The organism is Citromicrobium bathyomarinum (assembly GCF_038594485.1).
GTDB classification, from domain to species: Bacteria; Pseudomonadota; Alphaproteobacteria; order Sphingomonadales; family Sphingomonadaceae; genus Alteriqipengyuania; species Alteriqipengyuania bathyomarina_A.
In genome coordinates, this window is the sequence record NZ_JBCFZG010000004.1 from 383683 (window position 1) to 408548 (window position 24866).

At 64.8% G+C, this 24866-nt stretch carries 25 protein-coding genes; 17 read left to right on the forward strand and 8 right to left on the reverse strand.

Annotation, left to right across the window (positions count from 1 at the left end):
* Positions 1-9: 9 nt before the first annotated feature.
* Together kduD and AAG591_RS07545 are read left to right on the forward strand one after the other, a co-directional pair.
* Positions 10-783 carry a 2-dehydro-3-deoxy-D-gluconate 5-dehydrogenase KduD gene (kduD, locus tag AAG591_RS07540; protein ID WP_342530495.1) on the forward strand — a complete coding sequence of 258 codons (774 nt, stop codon included), beginning with the start codon at positions 10-12 and terminating at the stop codon, positions 781-783.
* A complete protein-coding gene (locus AAG591_RS07545; RefSeq protein WP_342530496.1) occupies positions 780-1802 on the forward strand; it encodes a sugar kinase in 1023 nt (340 codons plus the stop codon). Before kduD ends, AAG591_RS07545 begins: the two co-directional genes overlap by 4 nt.
* A gap of 19 nt (positions 1803-1821) precedes the next feature.
* On the opposite strand, the gene AAG591_RS07550 is transcribed toward AAG591_RS07545, so the two are convergent.
* Positions 1822-3168 (reverse strand): pectate lyase family protein, encoded by a 1347-nt coding sequence (locus tag AAG591_RS07550; protein WP_342530497.1) that lies wholly within the window; start codon positions 3166-3168, stop codon positions 1822-1824.
* A gap of 202 nt (positions 3169-3370) precedes the next feature.
* Between AAG591_RS07550 and AAG591_RS07555 the strand changes: the two genes are divergently transcribed.
* The 4 genes from AAG591_RS07555 to AAG591_RS07570 are packed head-to-tail and all read left to right on the forward strand — an operon-like array spanning position 3371 to position 7026.
* Positions 3371-4267, forward strand: coding sequence for an alpha/beta hydrolase (locus tag AAG591_RS07555; protein WP_342530498.1), 897 nt, complete (start codon positions 3371-3373; stop codon positions 4265-4267).
* Entirely contained in the window at positions 4264-5271 is a 1008-nt protein-coding gene (locus AAG591_RS07560; RefSeq protein ID WP_342530499.1) for a TRAP transporter substrate-binding protein, read from the forward strand. The genes AAG591_RS07555 and AAG591_RS07560 overlap by 4 nt, the downstream gene beginning before the upstream one ends.
* A gap of 1 nt (position 5272) precedes the next feature.
* Positions 5273-5743, forward strand: coding sequence for a TRAP transporter small permease (locus AAG591_RS07565; protein WP_342530500.1), 471 nt, complete (start codon positions 5273-5275; stop codon positions 5741-5743).
* Entirely contained in the window at positions 5743-7026 is a 1284-nt protein-coding gene (locus AAG591_RS07570; protein WP_342530502.1) for a TRAP transporter large permease, read from the forward strand. Before AAG591_RS07565 ends, AAG591_RS07570 begins: the two co-directional genes overlap by 1 nt.
* A gap of 75 nt (positions 7027-7101) precedes the next feature.
* On the opposite strand, the gene AAG591_RS07575 is transcribed toward AAG591_RS07570, so the two are convergent.
* From AAG591_RS07575 to AAG591_RS07585, 3 genes are read right to left on the reverse strand one after another with little or no spacing between them, the layout of a single operon-like run.
* The gene (locus AAG591_RS07575; protein WP_342530503.1) at positions 7102-8217 is read right to left on the reverse strand and encodes a pectinesterase family protein; all 1116 of its coding nucleotides are present in this window, start codon (positions 8215-8217) and stop codon (positions 7102-7104) included.
* A 4-nt stretch (positions 8218-8221) separates the two neighbouring features.
* The gene (locus tag AAG591_RS07580; RefSeq protein ID WP_342530504.1) at positions 8222-9283 is read right to left on the reverse strand and encodes an alpha/beta hydrolase fold domain-containing protein; all 1062 of its coding nucleotides are present in this window, start codon (positions 9281-9283) and stop codon (positions 8222-8224) included.
* 9 nt (positions 9284-9292) lie between these two features.
* Positions 9293-12025, reverse strand: a complete 2733-nt coding sequence (locus AAG591_RS07585) for a TonB-dependent receptor (protein WP_342530505.1) — start codon at positions 12023-12025, stop codon at positions 9293-9295.
* Between the two features lie 307 nt (positions 12026-12332).
* Between AAG591_RS07585 and AAG591_RS07590 the strand changes: the two genes are divergently transcribed.
* From AAG591_RS07590 to AAG591_RS07600, 3 genes are read left to right on the forward strand one after another with little or no spacing between them, the layout of a single operon-like run.
* Positions 12333-12779, forward strand: coding sequence for a YeeE/YedE family protein (locus AAG591_RS07590; protein ID WP_342530506.1), 447 nt, complete (start codon positions 12333-12335; stop codon positions 12777-12779).
* Positions 12779-13198 (forward strand): DUF6691 family protein, encoded by a 420-nt coding sequence (locus AAG591_RS07595; protein WP_342531234.1) that lies wholly within the window; start codon positions 12779-12781, stop codon positions 13196-13198. The genes AAG591_RS07590 and AAG591_RS07595 overlap by 1 nt, the downstream gene beginning before the upstream one ends.
* 7 nt (positions 13199-13205) lie before the next feature.
* Positions 13206-13613 carry a protein tyrosine phosphatase family protein gene (locus AAG591_RS07600; RefSeq protein WP_342530507.1) on the forward strand — a complete coding sequence of 136 codons (408 nt, stop codon included), beginning with the start codon at positions 13206-13208 and terminating at the stop codon, positions 13611-13613.
* Between the two features lie 16 nt (positions 13614-13629).
* On the opposite strand, the gene AAG591_RS07605 is transcribed toward AAG591_RS07600, so the two are convergent.
* Entirely contained in the window at positions 13630-13950 is a 321-nt protein-coding gene (locus AAG591_RS07605; protein WP_342530509.1) for an ArsR/SmtB family transcription factor, read from the reverse strand.
* Positions 13951-14059: 109 nt separating this feature from the next.
* On the opposite strand from AAG591_RS07605, the gene AAG591_RS07610 reads away from it, so the two are divergent.
* From AAG591_RS07610 to AAG591_RS07620, 3 genes are all read left to right on the forward strand, one after another.
* Positions 14060-15151: an Mrp/NBP35 family ATP-binding protein gene (locus tag AAG591_RS07610; RefSeq protein WP_342530511.1), complete on the forward strand. Its 1092-nt coding sequence runs from the start codon at positions 14060-14062 to the stop codon at positions 15149-15151.
* Positions 15152-15238: 87 nt separating this feature from the next.
* Entirely contained in the window at positions 15239-16000 is a 762-nt protein-coding gene (locus AAG591_RS07615; protein ID WP_342530512.1) for a crotonase/enoyl-CoA hydratase family protein, read from the forward strand.
* Positions 16000-17148 (forward strand): CaiB/BaiF CoA transferase family protein, encoded by a 1149-nt coding sequence (locus AAG591_RS07620; protein ID WP_342530513.1) that lies wholly within the window; start codon positions 16000-16002, stop codon positions 17146-17148. Before AAG591_RS07615 ends, AAG591_RS07620 begins: the two co-directional genes overlap by 1 nt.
* 10 nt (positions 17149-17158) lie before the next feature.
* Here AAG591_RS07620 and AAG591_RS07625 read toward each other — a convergent pair whose 3' ends face one another.
* Positions 17159-17668, reverse strand: a complete 510-nt coding sequence (locus tag AAG591_RS07625) for a hypothetical protein (RefSeq protein WP_342530514.1) — start codon at positions 17666-17668, stop codon at positions 17159-17161.
* A 169-nt stretch (positions 17669-17837) separates the two neighbouring features.
* Here AAG591_RS07625 and AAG591_RS07630 point away from each other — a divergent pair, with 169 nt between their 5' ends.
* From AAG591_RS07630 to AAG591_RS07645, 4 genes are all read left to right on the forward strand, one after another.
* The gene (locus AAG591_RS07630; RefSeq protein WP_342530515.1) at positions 17838-19001 is read left to right on the forward strand and encodes an acyl-CoA dehydrogenase family protein; all 1164 of its coding nucleotides are present in this window, start codon (positions 17838-17840) and stop codon (positions 18999-19001) included.
* 260 nt (positions 19002-19261) lie between these two features.
* A complete protein-coding gene (locus AAG591_RS07635; RefSeq protein ID WP_342530516.1) occupies positions 19262-20194 on the forward strand; it encodes a ParA family protein in 933 nt (310 codons plus the stop codon).
* A gap of 69 nt (positions 20195-20263) precedes the next feature.
* The gene (gene ftsH / locus AAG591_RS07640; RefSeq protein ID WP_425341643.1) at positions 20264-22249 is read left to right on the forward strand and encodes an ATP-dependent zinc metalloprotease FtsH; all 1986 of its coding nucleotides are present in this window, start codon (positions 20264-20266) and stop codon (positions 22247-22249) included.
* Between the two features lie 61 nt (positions 22250-22310).
* Positions 22311-22589, forward strand: coding sequence for a hypothetical protein (locus AAG591_RS07645; RefSeq protein ID WP_342530517.1), 279 nt, complete (start codon positions 22311-22313; stop codon positions 22587-22589).
* 52 nt (positions 22590-22641) lie between these two features.
* Here AAG591_RS07645 and AAG591_RS07650 read toward each other — a convergent pair whose 3' ends face one another.
* Entirely contained in the window at positions 22642-23736 is a 1095-nt protein-coding gene (locus AAG591_RS07650) for a DUF3667 domain-containing protein (RefSeq protein WP_342530518.1), read from the reverse strand.
* 53 nt (positions 23737-23789) lie between these two features.
* On the reverse strand, positions 23790-24539 hold the full coding sequence (locus tag AAG591_RS07655) for a hypothetical protein (RefSeq protein ID WP_342530519.1): 750 nt from the start codon (positions 24537-24539) through the stop codon (positions 23790-23792).
* A 93-nt stretch (positions 24540-24632) separates the two neighbouring features.
* Between AAG591_RS07655 and AAG591_RS07660 the strand changes: the two genes are divergently transcribed.
* Positions 24633-24866, forward strand: coding sequence for a DUF3072 domain-containing protein (locus AAG591_RS07660; protein WP_342530520.1), 234 nt, complete (start codon positions 24633-24635; stop codon positions 24864-24866).

The following is a 24866-nucleotide window of genomic DNA, read 5'->3' on the forward strand; positions in this document are numbered from 1 at the left end:
TAGGCAGATATGAGCGCGAACGCTTTCGACCTCACCGGGCGGACCGCCGTGGTGACGGGCGCGAACACCGGGATCGGGCAGGGCATTGCCGTTGCGCTGGCGCAAGCCGGGGCGGATGTGGTCCTGGTCGCCCGCCGGGACCCCGCCGAAACCCGCCGTCTGGTGGAAGATACAGGCAGTCGGGCGCATGTCGTGATGGCGGACCTGTCCAGCATCGAACCGTGCGAACGTATCGTAGCGGAGACGGTGGAAACCTTCGGTCAGCTCGATATCCTGGTGAACAATGCAGGCATCATCCGGCGCAACGATGCGCTCGATTTTTCCGAGGAAGACTGGGACGCGGTCATGGATGTGAACCTGAAGGTTCTGTTTTTCCTCAGCCAAGCTGCCGCCCGCCACATGAGCGGGTCGTCGAGGCGTGAGGACACCCGTGGCAAGATCGTCAACATCGCCTCGATGCTCACCTTCCAGGGCGGTGTTCGGGTGCCGAGCTACACCGCGTCGAAAAGCGGTGTCGGCGGGCTGACCAAGCTGATGGCGAACGAATGGGCCCCCAAGGGCATCAACGTGAACGCCATCGCGCCCGGCTATATCGCCACCAACAACACGGCAGCGTTGCAGGAGGACGAAACGCGCAACCGCCAGATCCTCGAGCGGATACCCGAAGGCCGCTGGGGCAATCCAAGCGACATCGGCGGGGCCGCCGTATTCCTAGCGAGCAGCGCCGCCGATTACGTGCAGGGCCATATCCTCGCCGTCGACGGGGGCTGGCTCGCCCGATGAACGCAAGCGGAGGCGGTCACGTCGTCTGTTTCGGCGAAATGCTCCTGCGGCTTTCGCCGCCGGCGGGCCTGCCGCTATCGCGCGCGAACACGCTGGATCTGCACGTCGGCGGAGCGGAAGCGAACGTGGCGATGGGTCTGGCGGGAATGGGTTATTCCGCGCGGATGGTCTCAGCGCTTCCTCCGAGCGGCCTCGGGCAGCGCGCGATCGCAGCCCTGGGGGAGGCGGGGGTCGACACACGCGCGATCAGCCTCTTGCCCGGGCGCATGGGGACCTATTTTTTCGAACATCCATCGGGACCGATCGCGGGACGCGTCACCTATGATCGCGAGCACAGTTCCTTCGCGTTGGCGGCCCCCGACGATCTGCAGCTGGATGCCGCCGTCGAAGGCGCCGCGCTGCTGCACATGTCGGGAATTACACCCGCGCTCGGTCCGCGTGGGGTCGCTCTGGCTCAGGCTGCGGTGGACGCGGCGAGGCGTTTCGATGTTCCGATATGTTTCGACGGGAATTATCGCGCGAACCTGTGGAACGCGTGGGATGGGGATGCCCGATCGATCCTGCACGATCTGATCTCGCATGCGACAATCCTGATCGGCAATCATCGCGATATTTCGCTGCTGCTGGGGGAGGAGCTGGAGGGCACCGGTCCCGAACGGCGCAGGATCGCGGCGGAGCGGGCGTTCGACGCCTATCCGAACCTCGAACTGATCGCTTCGACCGCGCGCCATGTCGAATCGGCGCAAGCCCATCGGCTCGCCGCCCGCGTCGACCTGAAGGACAGCGCAGCGCAGACCGATGAAATCCGGATCGCGCCCGTGGTCGACAGGATCGGCACGGGCGATGCCTTTGCCACCGGCGTCCTGTGTGGATGGCTCGACGGCGCAGAGCCGGAGCAGATGGCCCGGCTCGGCCTGAAACTGGCCGCGATGAAGCACGGCAGGCCGGGCGACGCCCTGGCTGTGACCCGGGCCGAGGTCGAGGCATTCGACCTCGCCGGAGCCGACGTCGCCCGCTAGCCGCGAAGAGCGGGAACCGTCAGTTCCCGCTCTTGCGCATCTCCCGGTCGCGCGGAGAAAGGTGCTCCTGCGCGCCGGCTTTCTGTCCGGGATATACCCCCGCCTTCGGCGTCATCGTTTTCAGGTCCCAGTTCGCCTCGACGAAGGGCGCCCGGGTCGATTCAATCTGCGGATATCCGCCGACTTCCTCTTCGGAATCAATCACGTGGCCGCGACCTTCGGCGATGTAGAAGAGGATGCGGACTTCCTCGGCGCTGCGGTCCCAGGGGCGCGCGCCCGCAGTGGCGAGCAGCGTCGTCTCGACCTCGGAAGATGGCATGATGTCGTACCCGTCGAGCGAAGCGAGCGGCCGGTCCGCCGCAACGAGCCGGGCCGCAGTGTCGCCGTAGCGGCCGAAATCGGGCAGTTCGTTACCATGCCTGTCGACCGCGACATTGTCGCGACCGTAATAGGCCAGATCGCCGACCCCGCCGAGCATCAGGAAGGGGAGGTCCGCATCGGTGCTGTTGCCGCCACGCATGACGTTCCCGACTGCCGTGATCTCGCCCGTTACCGGTTCGTGCCCGGCCCATTCGAGGTCCATCAGATTGTAATGCACCGCCCGGTGCATCGGATCGTAGATGAAATTGTTGACCATCAGGACCTGCGCGCCGCCCTTCACCAGCGGGGACCGCTCCACATTATGCGCCCAGATATTGCGGTCGAACACGATACCGGTCGCGTTGTCGTGGACGAGGGAGCCCTTCGAATGCTCGCCCTTGGGGTGGCTGGCATCGGCCAGGCCCTCGGCGGCGATATTGAGGCGAAAGACGATGTCGTGGCTGGTGCCCGCGCGCCAGTCTGCGACCGTATCCCCGGTGAAGCGCGGTCCGCTCGCCGACATGTTCTCGTCGATCGCCCACATGAAGGTGTTGTTCTCGATCACTACGTCATGCGCCGCGATCGTTGAAAAGGCATCCGCCTCCCACCCGCTGCGTTTGGCCTGACCATCGACCCCGGTGAGGATGCGCAGATGGCTGATCTTCACGTCGTGAGTCGCCACGTCGATCCCGCCGCGCAGCAGGGTGATGCCGGGGGAGGGCGCGGTCTGACCGGCAATGGTGACGTAAGGCTGGTCTATGCGCAGCGACGATCGTTCCAGATCGATCGCGCCGCCAACCTCGAACACGATGATGCGCGGCCCCTTGCCGGCCAATGCCTCGGCCAGGGAGCCCGGTCCGTCCTTGGCCAGCGTGGTGACGCGGATGACCTTGCCGCCCTCGCCGCCATTGGTGGGGTCGGTCGGGTGTGCGCTCAGTGCCGTGGGGGTTGCCAGCGATAGCGCGGCACCGGCGAAGAGACCGATCAGGGTGCTGGAAAATTTCATATTTGCTCCTCTCCCGGCGAACTTGACAAGCTTGCAGCGCCAATGCAATGCCGAATGACACCGGTTACCAAAAAATGTGAAAAGCCGGTTGGAGAGGAAGAGAGTGGGCCTGGATCGCCGGTCAATGCTTGCAACCAGTGTGGCTCTGGCGGCGTTTGGAAGCGGTGCCGCAAGGGCAGCTGCCGCGTTGCCGGACGGCGCGATGACGCGGGCTGGATTCGCAGATCCGGTGGAGACGATCGAGCTTTGGCCCCAAGGCGCTCCCGGCAACCTCGATGCGGACAGGATCGAGCAGGTGGTGGAGCGCAGCATCGATACCAGTGTACGCGACCGCGCGCTGAGCGGCATTTCCAACCCGCGCATGCTGGTCGTGCGCGCCCGGCAGCCGAACGGCGGCGCGATCGTCATCATTCCCGGCGGCGGTTACAGGCACATCGTCGTCGACAAGGAAGGGCTCGAGACGGCTCGCTGGGCGTCCGAAAACGGCCTCACCGCGTTTGTCTTGTTTCATCGCCTGCCCGGCGAAGGCTGGGCGGATCGCGCGGATGTACCGTCACGCGACGCGCAGCGCGCAGTGCGGCTGGCCCGCCATCACTCCGACCGGCTCGGTTTCGATCCCGCGCGGATCGCGATGATCGGTTTTTCCGCCGGTGGGCACGTTGCCGCCGAGGCGACCGTCAACGCCGCGAACACTCCCGCCCCGATCGATGCGGCGGATCGGGAAGATTGCACTCCGGCCTGTACCGCGCTCCTCTATCCCGTGATCTCGATGCACGAACCGCTGGCGCATGCCGGTTCGCGGCTGCTGCTGCTGGGCGAGCGACCCACGGCATCGGCCGAGAGCGCGCATTCGCCGGATCGCAACGTTACCGACAAAGCGCCGCCCTTCTTCCTCGCGCATGCCGAAGACGATAGTGCGGTCTCGGTACAGAACACTCTGGCAATGCGCGACGCCCTGATGGCGAAGCGGATCGGGGTCGAAACTCACCTGTTCGCCGAAGGCGGCCACGGTTTCGGGATGCGCAGGATCGATCGCGGCACGCTGTCGCTATGGCCGCAGATGTTGCTGGCGTGGATGAAGGAGCACGGCGTCGCATGACCGGCAGGCTAACCTCCGATCGCCGCATTTTCCTGAAGGGTGTCGTCGGCCTCGGCGCGTCCGGCCTCCTCGCAGGCTGCGCGCCGAAACTGGGCGGCGTGTTGACCGCAGCCGATGCGCATCCGCAAAACTATCCGACCGTGCAGGCGGTCCAATACATGGGCGATCTGCTGTCCGAATGGACCGGAGGCCGCCTGGGCATAAAGATATTTGCCGGCGGCCAGCTCGGCAGCGAAACCGACACGCTGGAAATCACCAGTTTCGGCGGTCTCGATCTGACGCGTGTCAATTTCGCGCCGCTCAATTCCATCGAGCCGCTGACCTTGCCGGTCTGTCTGCCTTTCATCTTCAAGTCGGTGGCGCACATGCGACGGGTGGTCGACAGCGACGTCGGCGAAGAAATCCTCGCCTCGCTCGAACCGCATGGGTTGATCGGCCTGTGCTATTACGATTCAGGCGCGCGCAGTTTCTACAACAAGCGCAACCCGATCTTTCATCCCAGGGACATGGCGGGTCTCAAGCTCCGGGTGCCGCCGTCTGATCTCTATGTCGCGATGATCAACGCGCTCGGCGCACACGCGGTGCCGATACCGTTCGGCGAGATTTACCAGGCCCTGACGCAGGGCGTGATCGACGGTGCCGAAAACAACTGGCCGACGCTGGTCGGGGAACGTCATTACGAGGCGATCAGCTATTTCAGCCTCACCGAACACCTCCTCACGCCCGAAGCGCTGGTGATGAGCAAGGCGAGCTGGGACAGGCTGAATGAAAACGATCGCGTGCTGGTGCGGCGCGCCGCCAAGCGGTCGGTCGTCGAAATGCGGCGTCTGTGGGATATGCGCGTGGCAGAGGCGAAGCAGATCATCGCGTCTTCGAACGTGAAGGTGAACCCGGTCGACAAAGCCCCCTTTGCCGACCTGATGCGGCCCGTGTGGGATCAGTTCATCGTTACGCCTGCCCAGAAATCCCTGACGGATCGCATCGTCGCGATGGGGGAGGGCTGACATGGCGCGCACGGTGTCCGCCTGGCTGGTCCGACTGGGATCGATCGGCCTGGTCCTGATGGCCATCATCGTCGGCTGGCAGGTGTTCGGGCGGTTCGTCCTGCAATCGAGCCCATCGTGGACCGAACAGGCATCGCTGGTGCTGATGATCTGGTATGTGATGTTCGTCACCGCTGCAGGCGTTTACGAAGAGTTCCATATCCGCATAACCTTGCTGGAGGAGCGACTGGGCGAACGGGCTGTCGCGGTGCGGCGGATGGTCGCGCTGGTCATTTTCCTGCTGGGTATCGTGCTGTGCATCTTCGGCGCGCAGCTGTGCTGGGCGGTGCGCGGTAACGTGATCGCATCGCTCGGGATCAGCCGTTCGGTGGCGTATTTCCCGATGCCGGTATCCGGCCTTCTCATGGCGCTGTTCGCCTTGCCTCGGGTCTTCACCGGGCTCCCATTCGAACCTGACGAAGAAGACGACTGATGGAATTGCTGGTTCTTTTCGCGGTGCTCTTCGCGCTGCTGATCCTTGGCGTGCCGGTCGGCTTTGCCCTGCTCGGGTCCGCCATCGCCTGTTTCGCCGTGATGGACATCCCGCTGATCGTGGCCGTCCAGCGGACGGCTGCGGGGATCAGCGTCTTCACCCTGATGGCGATCCCGTTCTTCATTTTCGCGGGCGATCTGATGTACCGCGCTGGCATTGCCGAGCGGCTCGTGCGCGTTGCCGATGCCGCCGTGGGGCGGGTCCGCGGAGGGCTCGGCCTGGTCGATGTCGGCGCGTCGATGATGTTCGGCGCGGTGTCGGGCTCGGCCATCGCCAGCGCCTCCGCAATCGGTTCGACGATGGTGCCCCTGATGAAGGACAAGGGGTATCCGCTCGATTATTCGGTCAATGTGACGGTGACCGCCGCCATCGTCGGCCTGCTCATCCCGCCATCGCACAATATGATCATCTACTCCGCCGCTTCGGGTATCGGCGTTTCGATCGGCGACCTGTTCATGGCGGGCGTGCTCCCCGGATTGCTGACGGGGGCGATGCTGATGATGACCGCATGGCTCGTCGCGCGCCGCCGCAACCTGCCCAAAGGCTATTTTCCCGGCTGGCGGGCCCTTGCCCGCGCGGTGGCCGTGGCGTTGCCCGGCCTGATGACCGCGATCATCATCATGGGCGGCATTCTGAGCGGGATCTTTACGCCGACGGAAAGCTCCGCAATCGCGGTGATCTATACCGTCCTGGTCGGGACGCTGGTCTATCGCAGCCTCGGGTGGAAGGAATTCTGGGGCGCGGCGCGCAAATCCGCCCGGACCACGGCGATGGTGCTGTTCATCATCGCGACCGCCACCGCCTTCGGCTTCGCGCTCGCCTTGCTGGAAGTCCCCGCAGCGCTCGCCAGCCTCATCGCGGTCATCACCGACAACCCGCTGCTGACGCTGCTGATCATCAACATCATGCTGCTGGTGCTGGGGACGTTCATGGACATGGCGCCGCTGATCGTGATCACGACGCCGATCTTCCTGCCCGTGGCGATGGGTGTCGGCGTCGATCCGGTCCACTTCGGGATCATCATGATGCTGAACCTCGGCATCGGCCTGGTCACGCCGCCGGTCGGGTCGGTCCTGTTCGTCGGCTCTGCGGTGGGCAAGATCCCGGTGACCAAGCTGGTGAGGACGATCTGGCCGTTCTACCTGACGCTGATCGCCGCGCTGGCGCTGGTGACCTACGTGCCGTTCCTGTCGCTCTGGCTGCCTTCGGTGTTTGCCAAGTAGGTGTAGTGCCGGGGGCGGGCCTCCCCCGGGCTGCAACGATGTTATGACGGACGGTGGCTCAGCGAAGGGCGGTCATCAGTCCTCGGCCCAGCCGCGGGTGATGATGCGGCTCATCTCATCCACGCTCAGTTCCGGGTGCCAGGTTATGCCGATGTCCTGGTAGCGTGCGCCCGGCCCGGTCGAGCCGGTTTCCCAGAAACGCGAATCCTGCGGGCGGAAGATGTCGGTCTTGGTGCCGTCGCGCGCGGTCCCTGCCATGGTGGTCCAGTGCGCGGGCGCGATGTGCGCGTCCATCTCGCAATCGGCGAACACCGCCATGCCCACGGCCTGCGGGTCGGCGTATCGACCGTCGGGGAACCTGGTGGTCGGATGCCACGGCCGGGCGAGCGCGACGCTGCCATCGGGCACGCCCGCTTCGCGCGTCAGGTGGCAGTTGCGGAACAGGATACCGACCGGCTGCGAAAGCTGGGTGGAAGGGGCGGCGATGTACGACTGGTAGCCATCGTCGTCGACACCGCTGCGGGGGCGGGAGCGGATTTCGCTATCCTCGATCAGCAGCTGGCCATCGCCGAAGATGAAATCGACATTCCCCGCAATCAGGCTGTCGCGGACCACCGCCCGCCCGCCGTGGGCGAACAGCGTGTCCTGATAGCCGAGCAGCGCAACATCGCGCAGCATCACCCTGTCGCTGGTTTCGTCGAGCAGCACGGCAAGCGCCTGCGATTTGCCGATTTTTCGAGGATCGCCGTCGGGCAAGGCGTCATTGGCGAGATAATCGAAATCGTTCTCAATCGTCATGCCGGTGATACGAATGTCCTGCCCGGCGAGCGTGAGGGTGGCCGATCCGGCGGTGCCCCAGCCGTCGCGGTGATAGCTGCCGGCATTCTCGGCGACGAGATCGTGGTGGAGGATGGTCTCGCTACGGCCCGCGCCGTCGATGGTGACGTTGGACCGCGCGATGACGACGCGTTCTTCGTATCGGCCGGGGCCCATTTCGATATGCACCGGCGAGTTGCCTGCCGGATCGAGGGACTGGATCGCGCCGTTGAGCGTGGCGAAGCAGGCCGGCCTTGCGCCGCATTCTTTGCTGACTTCGATCTGCTGCGCTCCGGCTTGTGGAGGCACGGTCATGCAGGCGCTGGACGAGAGCAGGGCTGCCGTCAGCGTGGCGAGGCGGAGAGGGGTCTTCAACGGATCATTCCTTGGATTGCTGAGGGCGGCTGGCAGAGGCGTCTTGCAGGAAGCCATCGATCGCATCGACCACCTGGCCGAGGTAGGGATCGAACAGCCAGAACGTATGCGGCAGACCCGCGAAATGGACGTGCCGGACCGGAGTGCCGTTTGTCTTCAGTGTCGCGATGACTTCGTCGCGCCCGGCGGTGAAACGGTCGTCTTCTCCGCTGACGATCAGGGTCGGCGGCGAAGTGGCGCTCAGGTGAGTGGTCGCGCTTGCTTCCTTCCACGTCTGCGGCGCGGTTTCCATCGAGCCGCCCAGCCAGCGCGCGGCGACGGAATCTTCGCCTGCGGCATTTTCGTAGCGCAGGGCGAGCGGGGTGGTGAAGTCGAGCACGCCGTCCAGATCGATCAGCGCATTCACGCGCGGCGCCTTCGCTGTGCCGTCCGCAAACAGCGGGGTGCCGCCTGTGTATGCGATCAGTGCTGCCAGCTGGCCGCCCGAGGACTCGCCGCCGATCGCAACGCGGGCGGGGTCGATGCCGAGCATCCCGGCATTGCGGATGGTCCAGTCGATGGCGGCGTTCACATCGATCAGGCCAGCGGGATAGGGGCTTTCGACCGCCAGCCGGTATTCGGGAAGGATGACTGCATAACCGCGCTGCGCGAGCAGGTTGGCCATTGCATAGAAGTTCGACTTGTTGCCCGATCGCCAGGCCCCGCCGTGCACCAGCACGAGAACCTGCGAAGGCGTGTCCGAAGGCGCGGGCAGGAAGATGTCCGCATGAAGCTCGCGCGATCCGCGTTTGGCGTAGAGGCGGTCGAACATGATCCGGCGCCCATCCCCAACCTCAAGCGTCGGGATGGCGAATTCCGGATGCGCAGGGCTGTTGGCTTCCCAGCGCTGCGACACGGTGTAGCTATCGTCCAGGAGGCGGGTGTGATCGTCGGTGCGGTTCTGCGGCACCGACGCAATGGGCGGGTCGGCAGATGCCGGCGCTGCGCATCCTGCAAGCGGCATAAGCGAGACGGCGGCAACCATGGAGATTGCCGCCGCCTTTTTGGTGAGAAACCCAGTCAGCACGTGCGGGCCTTAGTAGGTGTACCGAACACCCAGGAACCACTGCGCGCCGGTGTGGCTGTATTCGCGAGGCAGGTACTGATCGCCATAGCCGGTGCCATAGATCAATTCCTTCTCGTCGGTAATGTTGATCCCTTCGAGGGTGACCGTGAACTTGTCCGTCACGTTGTAGTATGCGGAGAAGTCCACATGGGTCGGGCCGAACTTGCGCTCCTGCACGTGGCCGTTGCCGCCCGGTTCGCTCAGCAGGTAGTCGTCGCGCTTGTTGACCGACAGGCGCGCGCCGTAATCCTCGTGATCGTAGTACAGCGTCGCGTTGTACGAGTTGGGCGAAAGCCCGGTCGAGTCTTCGGCCGACACGTGCGTGTAGTTTGCGGCGATGCCGAAATACTGGAGCATGCCCGGCAGGAACGTGAAGGGCTGGTTCACGGTCACTTCCACGCCGCGGACGTGGTTCCCATCGTCGCTGTTGACCGGGATGTAGAACGTGTACGGCACCTGCGCGGGGTCTGCGTTATACGAAGGATCGTAGATCGGGTCCGCGTAGATGCCCGGCCAGAACACCGGGTCGATCATTTGTTCGACCACGTCGGTCTTCAGCGAGGTCACGATGTCCTTGTTGAACAGCGCAACGGCCACCAGCCCGCCATTGGGCGTGTAGTATTCGAGCGACAGATCGAGATCGTTCGACTCGTACGGTTTCAATGACGGGTTGCCGAGATTGCTGACGGTGCGCGTCGTGTAACCGAAGCTGGGCCCCGCGATGTTGAGCGAGCCGAGGCCCGGGCGGGTCATGCTGCGTCCGTAGGCAAACCGGGCGATGAATTCCGGCGTCACTTCCAGCGCCAGGTTCACCGACGGCAGGTAATTGTCGTAACTGTTGCCCTGCTCGACATTGGTGCCGTTGAGGACGGCTTCCGACGTCACTTTCGTTTTCACGTAACGAAGACCGGCATTGGTCCGCAGGACCATCGAGCCGATATCGAAATCGGAATTGACCTCGACATATCCGCCAATCGTTTCTTCGGAAACCTTCCAGCCCTTGCCTTCGTCGATGGTGTAGCCTGCGGGGAAGCCGCCTGCGGACCGGAAGCCTTCGAAGTCGACCACGGCGAAGGGAACCAGCGTGCCGTCGAGGCCGCGGCCGAAATTGTCGATCGGGAAGGGGACGATATAGTCCAGCACGGACTTTGTGACGGCGTCGCCATAGCCCTCTTCGTAGCGGACCGAGCGGTCGTTATACGCCGCGCCCAGCAGCACGCTGAACCGGTCGCCCTCGTAAACGAAGTCGCCCTTGGTGGTGAAATTTTCCTTGTCGACGTTGTTGATCCGGTTGCCGGAGGTCTGCGCGTCGACGAAGTTGTTGGGATCGTTCGGGTTCCATCCGCCATAATCGACCTCGGCGACGAAGGGATTGTCGCGGAGATCGTAGCTGTAGGGGTGCGGATCGGAACGGGTGTAGAACCGCAGTTCGGTGCGGTCGGCCTTGTCCTCGGCGTATCCGACCAGGCCCGAGAACTTGATGTTGTCGCTGACGTCATAGTCGGCGTTGAACATGTACTGGTTGAAGGTCGATTTCGAGTACTGGTAGCGGCTTTCGAACCAGCTCGTCACGTCGTCGAAGGATGCCGCGATCAGCTGCCGGCCGTCCGGCCCGACCACGAATTCGAGCGGCGTCTGGCCGGTGAAATTGCCCGGTTGCCCATGGGTGAGAATCCACTCCATGGAGTTGTAGTTGCGGCGGTCGTTCTCGAGTTCCGAATGCAGCCAGTCGAACGACAGCTCCAGGCCATCGGTCGGCGCAAGCTGGATGGAGCCGGTCAGGCCCAGCCGCTTCTGGTCGTTACCAAAATAGTCCGCACGCGGCAGGCGGGGCGCCCACAGGCAGTCGAGCGGGTCGGCTGCGCCGCAGCTGCCATCGACGGTTCCGATGACGGTCGGATTGGTATCCGCCCAGCTGTCGCCGGTTTCGTAGGGCGAGGTATAGCGGACAGTGCCGAAGCCTTCCTGCTGCACCGTACGTTCCGAATAGGCGGCGGAGAACAGCACCCCGATCATGCCATCTGCGAAGGTATCGCTGACGAGCGCGGTCAGCCGGGGATCGACCTTCTGGCTCAGCGAGTTGTAGCCCGCCTGCGCCGACCCAACCACGGTCAGGCCGGGATAATCGAAGGGGTGCGCGGTGTAGAGATCGACCGTGCCGGCGATGCCGCCTTCCTCGATCGAGGCGCGCTGCGACTTCTGCACATCGATCCGGTTGAACAGCTCGGATGCGAAGATGTGGAAGTCGAACGAGCGACCGGAGTTGATCGTGAAGCCGCCCGAATCGAGACCGTCCGAGCTGGCGGGCACTTCCATGCCGTTAAGGGTCGTGCGGGTGAAATCGGGGGCGAAACCGCGAAGGGTGATGTTGCGACCTTCGCCGCCTTCGCGTGAGACCGCGACGCCCGGGATACGCTGGATCGATTCGGCGATGTTGAGGTCCGGCATCTTGGCGATGTCTTCGGCGACGATGCTGTCGACGACGTTCACTGCATCGCGCTTGATGTCCTGCGCTTCTTTCAGGGACCCGCGGAAGCCGCTGACGACGATGACGTTATCTTCCTGCGCGCTCTCGGGCTCGGCCTGGGCCGCGGGATCATCCTGACTGGTTTGCGCGTGAGCTGCGGTGCCGGGGAGCGCAAAGCCCGCCAGCATGACCACACCCATCGCCGACGACGAAAGCGTACGCGAAACCAAGCTCATCCGACTTTTTAGCATTCCTCTCTCCCATTTCCCACAGCTCACGTCGTTCTGATGCGACGATGATACCGGTGTCAACAACGCGACGGGTTAAGTAGGTTTGATACCGGTGTCAACCGTCTGGCGCGACGACTTCTCCAACAGGAACGTTCCGCTCGATTTCAGACGGATCGCCGGGACGGTGTTCCTTTCGCTTTGTTGGAAACGCGCGAACTGACCAGGCCTTGACGCGCGCGCGTTATATATTAGATATCACTCATATGAAGACGCTTGCCCTTTCTCCTTTCACTGCTCCGGGATCGTCGGTGCTATGATTTTGCCTGGATTTCCCGATGCACAACCGGTCGAGGGACTGGTCGGTGGCCTCATGATCGGCGCTTCTGCCGCGATCATGCTGCTTGGCCTCGGTCGAATCGCGGGTGTCTCCGGCCTTTTCGTCCGCGCCATCCGGATCGAAGCCACCGGCACACCATGGGCGATCGCGGCGCTATTCGTTGCCGGGCTGGTCCTTGGCGGTGCGCTGTTTGCCGGGATCGCAGGGCCGATGGAGGCACACTATCCACCGGGCTTTGGCTGGCTGATCGCAGGCGGCCTGCTGGTCGGTTTCGGCACGCGGCTCGGCTCGGGCTGCACCAGTGGCCACGGCGTGTGCGGCATGTCGCGGCTCTCGCCGCGCTCGCTCGCAGCGGTCGCCACCTTCATCGCGTCGGGCATGGTTACGGTCGCGATCGTGAACGCTCTGGGAGGTGGCTGGTGATGCGCTGGTTCGTCGCACTTCTCTCGGGCACGCTGTTCGGCGCCGGGCTCGCGCTGTCGGGCATGATGGACCCGGCTCGGGTGCGCGGTTTCCTCGATATCTTCGGTGCGTGGGACCCGACGCTCGCCTTCGTGATGGGCGGCGCGGTGATTGTGATGGCCGGTGCCTGGGCGATCCAGCGGCAGATGAAGGGGCCCGCACTCGACGAGACATTCTCGCTGCCCGGCACGACGAAACTCGACGCGCGCCTGATCGGCGGATCGGCGCTGTTCGGTGCGGGCTGGGGGCTGGCAGGCCTGTGCCCCGGCCCGGGCATCGCCTCGCTCAGCACCTCGCCGGTGCCTGCCGCCACCTTTGTGGTCGCGATGATTGCCGGTATGGCGCTTTACGCGGCGCTCCCGTCGAACAGGAAGGACTAGGTTCACCATGCAGGCCAACCGGCTCACCGAAAAGCACTCCGTAAGCGGCCAGATCGAACCCTCCGATGTCGAGGCGATCAAGGCGGCGGGCTTCACCGCGATCATCTGCAACCGTCCGGATGGAGAGGCTCCGGGACAGTCGACGATAGCTGAGGTTGCGGCGGCGGCAGAGGCGGCGGGGATTGCCTTCCACGCCAACCCGATGGTCGGCGGAACGCTACCGGGCGAGATCGTCGAGAAGCAGGGCGAAATCCTGCGCAGCGCCGATGCGCCCGTGTTCGCCTATTGCGCATCGGGTCGCCGCAGCACCGCACTGTGGCTGCTCTCCAATCCGGATCAACTCGACGCGGACGAGCGCCTCCGCCGTGCGCAGGAAGCCGGTTACGATCTGGAGATGCTGCGCCCGCAATTGTGAGCGGGCAGCAGCAGCCTTAGGCCTGCTCTGTCGAGGGTACACCGCAATAAAGCTGGTAGAGCGAAGCCATGACCGCCTGCGCTTCCTTGCCTTCGAGCGCATACCAGATAAGCCGCGAATCGCGCCGCGTGCGGACCAGACCGCTCCGCCGAAGCACGCCGAGGTGCTGCGACAGCGCCGACTGAGACAGGGGCACCCGTTCGCCCAGTTCGGCGACGTGCATCTCGCGCTCTGCCAGCAGGCACAGGATCATCAGCCGATGTTCGTTCGCCATCGACTTCAGCAGTTCGGTGGCCTGCCGGGCGTTCTCCGCAAGGACCTCGGTGGGCAAATCCATGGTGCTTCGTACCCGATTGTTCGCAGGATTGCATCAACACACGCATGTGCGACGCCGCACCTCTGCGTTGCGCTGTACTCGTGCGCAAGCGCCCTCTAGGAGGCACACCATGCTTCGCCCCCTCTCCGAAAAGCGCGTGCGCCGGGCCCTCGGCGCGATAATCAACCCCCAGACGGGCACTGACCTGGTTTCTTCCGGCAATGTCGAGGGGATTGCGATCAGGGATGGCGCAGTCACCGTGATCCTCGCCATCGATGCGTCCGCGCGCGAGGCGATGGAGACGGTCGCCAAGGAGTGCGAACAGGCTATTGGCAAGCTTTCCGGCGTAAAGTCGGTGCGAGTCGCGCTGACAGCCCAGCGCGATGGCCCGCCGAGCGAACCCGCCCATGCCCGCCGCGCTGCTCCGACACCCAAGCCGCCTTCGCCCGTGGCGCTGCCGGGGGTCGCAAAGATCGTCGCGGTGGCCAGCGGCAAGGGCGGGGTGGGCAAATCGACCACCTCGACCAACCTTGCCCTCGCGCTCGCCGCGCGCGGGCTGAAGGTCGCGCTGCTCGATGCCGACATCTTCGGGCCGAGCATCCCGCGCATGCTCGGCGCGGGCGAGGGGCCGAAGTTTGCCGAGGACGATCGCATCCGCCCGGTGCTCCGCCACGGGATCAAGACGATCTCGATGGGGCATCTGGTGCCCGAAGAACGCGCGACCGTGTGGCGCGGGCCGAAGGTGATGGGGGCGATGAAGCAGCTGCTTCACGGCGTCGCATGGGACGATGGCGGCCCGGTCGACGTGCTGGTGGTCGACCTGCCGCCGGGCACGGGCGACGTCCAGCTCAGCCTGATGCAGGGCGTGCCGGTGGACGGCGCAGTGCTCGTCTCCACCCCGCAGGACATCGCGCTGATCGATGCGCGCAAGGCGCAGGACCTGTTCGACCAGATCGAGGTGCCGGTACTCGGCATGATCGAGAACATGAGCCAGTTCATCTGCCCCGACTGCGGCAGCGCACATGACATCTTCGGCCATGGCGGTGCGGTCGATGCGGCGCGCGAGCGGGGGCTCGACGTGCTCGGCCAGATCCCGCTCGACCCGGCGATCATGCGGCAGGCGGAAGAAGGCGTGCCGATCGTGATCGCCGCGCCCGACAGCAGTGCTGCCGATGCCTACCGTTCGATTGCCGAGCAGGTGGCCGGCAAGCTTTCGCTCTAGCACTGGCAGATCGCTGCATAGCAGCTTGACCGTTCGGGCGCGCTTCTCCAGCATCGGTTTCAAAGCGATACCTATGGGAGAGAGAATGTGAGCGAAGACCTTCTGACCGAGGTGAAGGACGGCGTGCTCGTCATCACCATCAACCGCCCCGAAGCGAAGAACGCGATGAACAAGGCGGCGGCGGAAGGCATCGCCGCCGCGCTCGACCGGCTCGACGCCGAGGACGACCTGCGCGTCGCCGTGCTGACCGGGGCGGGCGGCACCTTCTGTTCGGGCATGGATCTGAAAGGCTTCCTGCGCGGCGAGAGCCCGGTGGTCGAAGGGCGCGGGTTCGGCGGGCTGACGCAGAAGAGCCCCGCCAAGCCGATCATCGCCGCGGTCGAAGGCTACGCGCTGGCCGGCGGGCTCGAAGTGATGATCGCGTGCGATCTGGTCGTCGCCAACAAGGATGCGAAATTCGGCATTCCCGAGGCGAAGCGCGGGCTCGTCGCGGCGGGTGGCGGCTTGCTGCGCCTGCCCGACCAGATCCCGCACAAGGTCGCGATGGAGCTGGCGCTGACCGGCGATTTCATCGACGCGAAGCGTGCCTACGACCTCGGCCTGATCAATCGGGTGACCGATGGTTCCGCGATGGACGGCGCGATGGAGCTGGCGAAGAGCATTTCCGCCAACGGACCGCTGGCGGTGAAGGTCTCCAAGCAGATCATCGAGGAATCGCGCGGCTGGAGCCTCGACACCAGGTGGGAACAGCAGGGCAAGCTGATGCCCCCGATTTTCATGAGCGACGACGCGCGCGAAGGTGCGGCCGCCTTTGCCGAGAAGCGCGCACCGAACTGGAAGGGCAAGTAATGGCGGGCCCGCTGGCGGGCCTGCGCATCGTCGAATTCGCCGGGATCGGGCCGGGCCCGTTCTGCGGGATGATGCTGGCCGACCACGGCGCGGAAGTCATCCGCATCGACCGTGCGAGTGGCGGGCGCGGCGGTTCGCAGCCGATCTCGAACAAGGATGTGCTGGCGCGCGGGCGCAAGTCGATCGCGCTCAACCTCAAAAGCGAGGAGGGCATCGCACTCGCGCGCAAGCTGTGCGCCAGTGCCGACGGGCTGATCGAGGGCTTCCGTCCCGGCGTGATGGAGCGGCTCGGGCTGGGGCCCGAGGTGCTGCTCGGCGACAATCCGAAGCTCGTCTACGGACGGATGACCGGGTGGGGGCAGACCGGGCCTTATGCTCCGCACGCCGGCCACGATATCAACTACATCGCTCTCGCCGGCGCGCTCGCCCATTTCGGGCGCGCAGGGGGCAAGCCGACGCCGCCGATCAACATGATCGGCGATTTCGGGGGCGGCGGGATGATGCTCGCCTTCGGGATGGTCTCGGCGCTGCTCAGCGTCGCGCGGGGCGGCGAGGGCCAGGTGATCGACGCTGCGATGACGGATGGCACGGCGGTGCTTATGGCGATGATTCACGGCATGGCGAACCAGGGTGTCTGGCGCGAGGATCTGGGTGCCAACCTGCTCGACACGGGCGCGCATTTCTACGACACCTACGAGACCGCCGACGGCAAGTTCATCAGCATCGGCAGCATCGAACCGCAGTTCTATGCCGAGCTGCGCGCGCGGCTCGGCCTCGCCGAAGATCCGGACTTCGACGCGCAGATGAACCCGGCGCAGTGGCCCGCGCTCAAGGACAAGCTCGCCGCGATCTTCAAGTCCAAGACCCGCGCCGAGTGGGATGCACTGCTGGAGCATAGCGACGTCTGCTACGCCCCCGTGCTGACCATGAGCGAGGCGCGCGAGCATCCGCACAACGTGGCGCGCGAGACCTTCGTCGACGTGGCGGACAGCCCGCAGCCAGCGCCCGCACCGCGCTATTCGGGCACGGCGACCGCCAGGCCCGCGCCTGCGCCGATGCCGGGCGACGATACGGATGGCATCCTCGCCGGGATCGGCGTGCAGGAGAGCCAGGTGGCTCAGCTACGCGAGGCGGGGGTCATCTCCTGAAGGCCGGGCGTCAGCCCCCCGCGAGACAGGCTTCCAATTCGTCCGCTGCAGTTTCGAGATCGCCGAGCGGGATCGTCATGCGCTGCGGCTCGCCCAGCGCAGGGCCTTCCACCACGACATCGATCGAGGACTTGCGGCTCGCAATGGCTATGAAGTCCGGGTCGACGAGCGTCAGGACCATTCCGTTGCCTCCCTCCGGAAGGAGGTCGGCGGGCTGGTCGTAGATCGGGCGGAACATTCCATAGCCGTCGTCGAACCAGATCTTGATCGTGCCCTCCTGTTCCGGAAGGCGCCAGCCTGCGCGGGCGAGCGTAAGGATGATGAAACCGTCGGGGCGCGGGGCCAGCGTCATCGCGCCAAGAATGGCATCCGATCCCGTCCGCCCCAGCGGAGCGATCATCCCGCAGGTCCCGTGTGATGGCCTGACCTGCCAGTCGCCGACGCTGACCGGCTGCCAGGAAGAGGGGATTGCCGTCGCACTCGCGGCTGCCGCGATCACCATTGCCGTCCCGAAAAACATCGCCCGAAACTCCCATCCCGCTGCATTTGATCCGCCCGATCTAGAGCCGACAATATGAACCGTGCCTAGCCGGATTGTGCACGCCTGCCGGCGCGAGCAAATCGATTGCAGTTCGCAACCGATTTGATAGGCTCGCCCGCAAAACGAAAACCTTTGGAGAGGACCGACAATGCCCGCAATCGACGTGCCGCAGCCCGAATTCATGGACGATGAAGAGATCGCGGTGTTCGCCGACGCGGTCGGCAAGTTCTACGAAAAGCACGCCCCCGAAGCCCGCGTCCTGAAGTGGCGCGAAGAAGGCCAGGTCGACCGCGAGTTCTGGCGCGAGGCGGGCGAGGCGGGCCTGCTCGGCGCGTCGGTGCCCGAGGAATATGGCGGCCACGGCGGCGATTTCCGGCACGAGATGGTGGTGATCGACCAGCAGGGGCAGCACGGCGTCGAAGGTTTTGCCGCCAGCCTGCACAATACGATCATCCTGCCCTACCTCGTGCGCCACGGCACCGAAGAGCAGAAAAAGAAATACCTGCCACGGCTCGTTTCGGGCGACCTCGTCAGCGCGATCGCGATGACCGAGCCGGGCGTGGGATCGGACCTGCAATCGATCACCACCACTGCGCTGAAGGACGGCAACGGCTACAAGATCAACGGCGCAAAGACCTATATCTCGAACGGCCAGATCGCCGATTTCATCATCGTGGTCGCCAAGACAGACCCCAACGAGCGGGCCAAGGGCATTTCGCTGATGCTGCTGGAGACCGAAGGGGCCGAAGGGTTCCAGCGGGGCAAGAAGCTCGACAAGATCGGGCTCGAGGCACAGGACACCAGCGAACTGTTCTTCGACGATGTATTCGTTCCGGCGGAGAATGTGCTCGGCGGGGAGGAAGGCAAGGGCTTCTACCAGCTGATGGGCGAGCTGCCGCAGGAACGCCTGATCATCGCGATGGGGGCGATGACCACGATCGAACGCGCGCTGGAGGAAACGCTTGCCTTCACCAAGGAGCGCAAGGCCTTCGGCAAGACGATCTGGGATTTCCAGAACACCCAGTTCACGCTGGCCGAGCTGAAAGCGCGGGCGACCGCCGCCAAGGTCTTCGTCAACCACTGCATCGCGCAACACCTGGAAGGCAAACTGGACGTGCCGACAGCGTGCATGGCCAAGCTGTGGCTGACCGAGCTGCAGGGCGAAGTGGTCGACAAGTGCCTGCAGCTGCATGGCGGATCGGGCTACATCAACGACTACCCCATCGCGCGGATGTTCCGCGACAGCCGGGTGACGCGCATCTTCGGCGGATCGAACGAAATCATGAAGATGGTGATCGCGCGCAGCATGTGACGCATGGACTCGTAGCCTCGGCACCGGCCCGCACACCGCCCGGGCAAACCAATTGGATAATACCAGTGGGTTGGCCTGGCTGAGGTGTGGGCTGGTAGAGCGCCCAACAGACCCTTGCGTTAACCTGTTCGCGAAGGCGTGTCCCACCCCGGGTTTGGCGGCATTGTGCGGTTGAACGGGCGGCTGGACAGTGTTTGATTAACGATAGTCAGGCATTTCCGAAGAACCGATTCGGACCGCACAGCAGGGGGAAAGCGCACATGGCCGTCATCGCCGTTTACAGCATGAAGGGTGGGGTCGGGAAAACGACCATGGCGGTCGATCTGGCGTGGCGCTTCTCGCAGGTCGGCGGGCACGAAACCCTGCTCTACGATCTCGATCCGCAGGGCGGGGCGGGCTTCCTGCTCGGCCACGAAGAACGCAAGGTGCAGCGCGCGATCTCCGCCTTCCACCATGCCCGCGCCCCGCGCGACCTGATCGAATCCACGAAATTCGACCGGCTTTCGCTGATCGGCGCGGACCAGAGCCTGCGCGATCTGCCGGTGCAACTGGCCCGCATCGGCGCGAAAAAGCGGCTGGCGCAGATGCTGTCTTTCATGAAGGGCGACTATCCGCGTATCGTGCTCGACTGCCCGCCGATGATCAACGAGGTGAGCGAGCAGATCATGGAGGCGGCGGACCTGATCGTCGTGCCGCTGCCCGCTTCGCCGCTTGCCGCCCGCGCGTTCGGCTTCATCCGCAACGAACTGGCCAAGCGTCCGGGCCACCCGCCCGTTCTGCCGGTGCTTTCGATGTACGACCAGCGGCGCAAGCTGCACCGCTGGGTGCGCGAGAACGCGGCGGCAAACTGGCCGGTCATCCCGCAAAGCTCGCATGTCGAACAGGTCGCGGTGCGGCGCGAGCCGATCGCCGCCTTCGCCAACTGGTCCCCCGCCTCGAAGGGGTTCGAGCAGCTGCACGCCGCGCTCGAATCGAAGCTGGCCCAGCTGGGCCTTGCCGGGCCGCCGCAGGGCGGTGGCCCGCGCGCTCTCCCGCGCCCGGAGCATAATCCTGCCGAACTCCGCGCGCACGAGGAATCGCGTGTCGTGCCGATCCGCAATGCTGCTTCGGCGCGGCAGTCCGTGCCTTCGGCCCCGGCGCGTGCGCCCTCACCTGCGCGCGATGGGCTCGCCCGCCGGGCCTTCAGCTTCTAGCGCGCGCACGAGGCAACTTGTCATTCATCCTCCCGCGCCTACATTCCTGCGGGAAAGGACGAATTTTTCATGAGCGACCAGAACACGCCCGACGGGCAGGGGCCGAACGGTACCAACGGCGGCCCCGGCGGACCCAACCCCTGGGTACGCAGCCTGATGATCTGGGGGGGGATTTTCCTCGCCCTGCTGCTGGCCGTGTCGATGTTCGGTGGGTCCACGCAGAATGCGGGCGACACGATCAGCTATTCGGATTTCCGCGAGCGCGTGGCGACCGGCACGGTCAAGGAAGTGACGATTTCCGATGACCGGATCACCGGCACGCTCAAGAACGACAAGACCTTCACGACCGTCCCCGTGGGCAGCGATTCGAGCCTGACCAGGCTGCTCGACGAAAACGGCGTGACCTATTCGGGCACCCCCAAGGACGAGCCCAACCTGCTGCTGTACATCCTGCTGCAGTCGCTGCCCTTCCTGCTGCTGCTCGGCATCGCGTTCTTCGCGTTGCGGCAGATGCAGAAGAACGGCGGCGCGGGCGGCGCGATGGGCTTCGGCAAATCCAAGGCCAAGATGCTGACCGAAAAGCAGGGCCGGGTGACGTTCAACGATGTCGCCGGGATCGACGAAGCGCGCGAGGAGCTGGAGGAAATCGTCGAATTTCTGAAAGACCCGCAGCGCTTCTCCAAGCTCGGCGGCACGATCCCCAAGGGCGCGTTGCTGGTCGGCTCGCCGGGTACGGGTAAGACGCTGCTCGCACGCGCGATCGCGGGCGAGGCGGGCGTTCCGTTCTTCACCATTTCGGGCTCCGACTTCGTCGAGATGTTCGTGGGCGTGGGCGCGAGCCGCGTGCGCGACATGTTCGAACAGGCGAAGAAGAACGCGCCGTGTATCCTGTTCATCGACGAAATCGACGCCGTCGGCCGTTCGCGCGGCCATGGCCTGGGCAATTCGAACGATGAACGCGAGCAGACGCTGAACCAGCTGCTGGTCGAAATGGACGGGTTCGAAGCGAACGAAGGCATCATCATCATCGCGGCGACCAACCGCCCCGACGTGCTCGACCCCGCGCTGCTGCGTCCGGGCCGTTTCGACCGTCAGGTCGTGGTGCCCGTGCCCGACATCGAAGGGCGCGAGAAGATTCTCGACGTGCATATGAAGAAGGTGCCGCTGGCGCCCGATGTGAACCCGCGCACCATCGCGCGCGGCACGCCCGGTTTCTCTGGCGCGGATCTCGCCAACCTCGTCAACGAAGCTGCCCTGCTCGCCGCGCGCCGCAACAAGCGGCTGGTCGCGATGCAGGAATTCGAGGATGCGAAGGACAAGGTCATGATGGGCAGCGAACGCCGCTCCATGGTGATGACCGACGACGAGAAGAAGATGACTGCCTATCACGAGGCGGGCCACGCGCTCGTCTCGCTGAACGAACCGGCATCGGACCCGATCCACAAGGCGACGATCATCCCGCGCGGCCGCGCGCTGGGCATGGTGATGCGCCTGCCCGAGCGGGATAATTACTCGTACCACCGCGACAAGATGCATGCCGACCTCGCCGTCGCCATGGGCGGCCGCGTCGCCGAGGAAATCATCTTCGGGCACGACAAGGTGTCGAGCGGGGCCAGCTCCGATATCCAGTACGCCACCTCGCTGGCGCGCAACATGGTCACCAAGTGGGGCATGTCCGACAAGCTTGGCCCGCTGCAGTACGAGGAACAGCAGGAAGGCTACCTCGGCATGGGCCAGTCGGCGCGCACGATGGGTTCGGGCGAGACCAACAAGCTGATCGACGCCGAAATCCGCTCGCTGGTGGAAGGCGCGCACAAGCGTGCGACCGAAATCCTGACCACCAAGGAAGACCAGCTGCACCTGCTCGCGCAGACGATGCTCGAGTTCGAGACGCTGACCGGCGACGAGATCGACCAGCTCCTGAAGGACGGCAAGCTCGACCGGCCCGACGAGCCGCGTGGGCCGAGCAAGCCGCGCAGCGTCAGCGGTTCGGCCGTGCCCAAGGCGGGCAAGCGTTTCGGCGGTGAAGGCGGTACCAGCCCGCAGGGGGCTTGACGGGGAACCTCGCTTGGCTCCTGATGGTTAACCGGATCGAATCACCGAGGGAGTACCTGCAATGAAACGTTCGAATGTCGCCATGGTCGTCGCTCTGGCGGCCGCTTCGCTCGGCGTGGCCGCCTGTTCCGAACAGACCAAGGAAGACGGCAAGGCATTTGCCGAAGGCGCCGCCGCCGACACCGCCGCCAACGCGGAAGTGGTTGGCGAGAAGATCGAGCAGGCGACCGTGGTTGCCGCCGACAAGGTGAGCGAGGGTGCCGCCGACGTACGCGATGACGTGGCCGAGAAGCGCGAAAAGGCCGAACCCACCGACGGCAAGCTCGACGGAACCGACTGACCTGAATTTATAGCGCCTGCCCCGATCCGGTCGCGGGTCGGGGCAGCGCCCGCTAGAACGCGCCCAGAAACAGCAGGATCTGCAGGAAAAGCGCGATCACCACGAAGATCGCGAACAGCAGCACGATCAACCGCCAGATGGTCGACCATCGGGAGAGGCCGTAGGCCTGTTTCAGCTGGCGGTAGATATGCAGCGGCGCGATGGTCGAAAAGATCGTGAACAGCCACGGCAGGCCGACACCGATCTTGCCCATCAGCGACAGCACGATGAACACCAGCGACATGAAGGCGAGCGAATAGGTGACGAAGACCGCGTGATCATACGCCTTGAACTCGCGTCTCCACGCGAACAGCAGCCAGACGAAGGGCAGCGATAGCGGGATCAGCAGCCACGAGAATTTGTAGCTGTTGGATTGCAGCTTGTAGAGCATCAGGCCGGGGTTCTTGCGCCACTTTTCGTTGAGGTGCTTCATGAACTCGCTGCCGGTGGGGTTTCCGATCGTGATGTTCAGGTTCGACTTTCCGCCCTTTTTATCACCCTCGATCACGGATCGACCGGTTTCGATCGACGCGATGTCCTGATCGACTTCGTCGATGGCACTGCGGATGCGGCTGGCCTCGGCCTGGTCGGTGGTCTCCTCCAGGCTGGCCACCAGATCCTTGCGTTTGTCCTTCAGCTGCGCCTGCTCCTTTTCAAGGACGCTGCCGAACTGCTTCATGTCGGGGGCTGAGATATCGGTGGGGGTGGTGAAGCCGACCGCCTGGAACACCGCAAACATCAGGAACACGGTGAACAGGAACATCGCCATCGGCGACACGAAATCGGCCCGCTCACCCGCGATATAGCGGCGCGTCAGGTCCCCCGGGCGCCACGCCAGCAACGGCAGAGTACGCCACAGCTTGCCATCCAGATGCAGCACGCCATGGACCAGATCGTGCCCCACGGCCGACAGCGTGCGGTGCAGGTGCGCCTTCTGGCCGCAGATGTGGCAATGGCTGCCGACCAGCTCTGTGCCGCAATTGAGGCAATTTCCTTCGACGACGGGTCCGCTCTCGTCCGCCTTACCCCGGCCGGTGGCGCGCGAAACCGCGCGTGCGAACAGGCTGCCTTCGCTGGCCGTGCCCAGTGCGTCGCCAAACTCGCTCATGTCGCCGGTCCCCCTTGCGCCCTTCTAGCAGCCGCAAATCTGCGGTCGAGCCTCTAGGGCAGGATTGCGAGGCTGAGCAACACTTCGCGACCCAGCATCAGCGCAACCGTCAGGATCACCAGGATCGGCGCCAGCCGCAGCAGCGTCGCCGCCCTGTCGGTCCGCGCGTATCTGCTCAGCAACCACGCATTGAGCACCACGATCGCGCTTACCAGCGGTGCGAGGACCAGTTGCGACGGCGCGCCGAGCGCATGGATGGCGATGGTCAGCGCGATGATACCGCCCGATCCGCCAAGCGCACTCGCGCCGTAGAGTAGCGCCCAGTTCGGGTGGCGTCCCTCGATCCGCGGGCAGGAGAGGCGCGCAGCGAACATGCCGAGCGGCAGCAGCAGCCAGCCCAGCGCCCACAGCTTGCCCAGGAAAGCGAGCGCACTTGTGCCGCCCCGCGCAGCCACCAGCCGATCGGGTGGAGACTCATCGCCGCGACGCCACGCAAGGCTGGCCTGTTCGAGGAAAAAGGTCGCCGACTGCGCGCGCTCGCGCCGTTCGGCCGCTTCGGGCGTCTCTTCCCCGTCAGGCGCGCGGGCCACATCGGTCAGCGCTGTGTTTCCCTGCGAAAGTGCGCTGTCGATCGCCCGATCCTGGCCGATCCGCCCACGCGGCTCGCTCCCAAGGTCGATCGCCAGCAACAGTGCCATCCCTGCAACGAAGATGGCGAGTGCCCGCATGACCGGATCGCTCATCATTCCCCCCGAAGGGCTGGCGATATCGGACAGAGGGGCGATGGGGGCGGGGTCGGACATGGTGCGATTCATACCGCAGACGCATGGCTTGGCTACCTCTTCTCTTCGGAACGAACCAAGAACATGGCGCGTTGGCACAGAAAGGAGAATATCATGGCTACCAATCTCGAACACCCGAAGGCCAACCCTTCATCCAATGCCGAAAAGTCGCCGGAGAACTGGACCACCGGCGACGAGGCGATGACCGGCGCGCAGGCGAGCTACCTCAAGACGCTGGCTGAGGAAGCGGGCGACCTCGAGCAATTCGACCCGTCACTGACGAAGGCCGAAGCATCGCTGCGGATCGATGCCTTGCAGGAGAAGACCGGGCGCGGCGTCGATGGGTGA